Source organism: Polynucleobacter sp. 35-46-11 (assembly GCF_002281105.1).
In genome coordinates this window covers 1-2,662 of the sequence record NZ_NCFJ01000355.1, presented here as the reverse complement: position 1 = coordinate 2,662, position 2,662 = coordinate 1, and the positions used below count along the sequence as shown (strand labels likewise).

Genomic DNA, 2,662 nt, shown 5'->3' with positions numbered 1-2,662 from the left:
ATTGTTCACAAAAATCTCAAGCCTGCTGAACAGGCTAGGGAAGTGGCTAAGGTCAAACGTTACGAGTCCGGCATTTTGCGTGATCCGATTACGGTCAGCCCAGATGTCACGCTTCGTCAAGTAATCCAACTATCTCGCGAGCATGGCTTCTCAGGATTTCCAGTGCTGACTGGGAAAGAGGTTGTGGGCATCATTACCAACCGCGACTTACGCTTTGAAGAAGATTTAGACGCGCCAGTGAAAACTAAGATGACTCCACGTGAGCGTTTGATTACAGTCAAAGAAGGTTGCTCTCTAGAAGAAGCAAAGCGCTTGATGAGTCAGCATCGCTTAGAGCGTGTGTTGGTAGTGAACGATAAGTTTGAATTGCGCGGCCTCATCACTGTCAAAGACATTTTAAAAGCCACTGAGCATCCCAATGCTTGTAAAGATAGCGAAGGTAAATTGCGCGTTGGTGCTGCGGTCGGTGTTGGCCCAGATAACGATGAGCGTATTGAACTGTTAGTTCGCGCAGGCGTTGATGTGATTGTGGTGGATACCGCTCATGGCCATAGCCAAGGTGTTTTAGATCGCGTCAAATGGGTTAAGAAAAATTATCCTCACGTACAAGTGATTGGCGGAAACATTGCTACTGGCGATGCTGCTAGAGCATTGGCTGATCATGGTGCTGATGGCGTTAAGGTAGGCATTGGCCCAGGCTCCATTTGCACAACCCGAATTGTTGCGGGTGTAGGTGTTCCTCAAATTAGTGCGATTGTGAATGTGGCTGCTGCACTCAAGGGCACAGGCATTCCTTTAATTGCAGACGGTGGTGTGCGTTACTCCGGTGACGTTGCAAAAGCATTAGCTGCTGGCGCAAGCTCCGTCATGATGGGTGGTATGTTTGCTGGTACTGAAGAAGCTCCTGGTGAAGTGTTCCTCTATCAAGGTCGTTCATACAAGAGCTATCGCGGCATGGGTTCTTTAGGTGCGATGGCTGATGGTTCTGCAGATCGCTACTTCCAAAGTGATATCAGCGCAGCAAATGCCGAGAAGCTTGTGCCTGAGGGTATTGAAGGTCAAGTGCCTTACAAAGGTAGCGTGCTTGCTATCTTGCATCAACTGACTGGTGGTATCCGTTCTTCAATGGGCTACTTGGGTTGCAAGACGATTGATGAGCTTCATGAAAAAGCGAATTTTGTGGAAATCACTTCAGCGGGTGTACGCGAGTCACACGTTCATGATGTGAAGATCACGAAGGAAGCCCCGAATTACCACATTGACTAAGAAGTAAAAGCAGGCTGAATTTAAGGTAATCCTTTCGTGCACGACAAAATACTGATTCTCGACTTTGGTTCACAAGTCACCCAATTAATTGCCAGGCGCGTGCGTGATGCGCGTGTCTATTCTGAGATCCACCCCTACGATTGCGATCCAGAATTTATTCGTAAGTTCATTCAAGAGCAGGGTGGTAAAGGCATCATTCTTTCTGGTGGACCAAGCTCTGTTACTGAAGACGGAAGTCCTTGGGCACCACAAATCGTTTTTGAATTAGGCGTTCCCGTTTTAGGTATTTGCTATGGCATGCAAACCATGGCAACCCAATTGGGTGGTGCGGTTGCTTCTGCTGAATCCTTGGGTAAGGCCCGCGAGTTTGGTTACTCCGAAGTGCGTGCCCATGGCCACACCAATTTGCTGAAAGGCATACAAGACTTCTCCACTAGCGAAGGCCATGGCATTCTCAAGGTGTGGATGAGTCATGGCGATTCAGTTACTACACTGCCACCAGCATTTAAGTTAATGGCTTCAACAGAGTCTTGCCCTATTGCAGGTATGGCTGATGAAGAACGTCGTTTCTATGCATTTCAGTTCCATCCAGAAGTAACTCACACCTTACAAGGCGAGGCCATCTTGAGTCGCTTTGTCCATGAGATCTGTCAGTGCAAACCGGACTGGGTGATGGGTGACTACATTAGTGAGGCCGTTGAGCATATCCGCAAACAAGTTGGTGATGAAGAAGTTATTCTTGGTTTATCTGGTGGCGTTGACTCTAGCGTGGCCGCGGCATTAATCAATCGTGCGATTGGTGAGCAACTCACTTGCGTATTTGTTGATCATGGTTTGCTTCGTTTGAACGAAGGCGACATGGTGATGGAAATGTTTGCTCGTAATCTCGGTGTCAAAGTAATTCGAGTGGATGCTAAAGACAAATTTATGTCTGAGCTTGCTGGTGTTGCTGACCCAGAAGCCAAGCGCAAAATCATTGGCAAAGAATTCGTTGAGATCTTCCAAGCTGAGTCTGGCAAGATTCAAAATGCCAAGTGGCTTGCTCAGGGAACTATTTATCCCGACGTGATTGAGTCTGCTGGTAAAGGCAAGAAGGGCGCGCATACGATTAAGAGCCATCACAATGTGGGCGGCTTGCCTGAAGATATGCACCTCAAGCTGCTTGAGCCATTGCGTGAGTTATTTAAAGATGAAGTACGTGAACTCGGCGTTGCTTTAGGTTTGCCACGGGAGATGGTCTATCGCCATCCATTCCCAGGGCCTGGCCTTGGTGTGCGCATCTTAGGTGAAGTTAAAGCAGAGTTCGCTAGCCTCTTGCAGCGTGCAGATGCAATCTTTATAGAAGAGCTGCGTAATACGATTGATGAAGCAAGTCAAAAATCTTGGTATGACCTCA

Annotated in this window: 2 protein-coding genes; both read left to right on the top strand. The window is 47.8% G+C overall.

The genetic code is table 11. From position 1 onward, the window contains the following. On the top strand, positions 1-1,266 hold a 1,266-nt coding region (gene guaB / locus B7Y67_RS14805; RefSeq protein WP_293599296.1), incomplete at its 5' end, for an IMP dehydrogenase. A 36-nt stretch (positions 1,267-1,302) separates the two neighbouring features. Further along, positions 1,303-2,662 (top strand): glutamine-hydrolyzing GMP synthase (gene guaA / locus B7Y67_RS14800; RefSeq protein ID WP_293599295.1); only part of this gene is annotated, 1,360 nt, incomplete at its 3' end.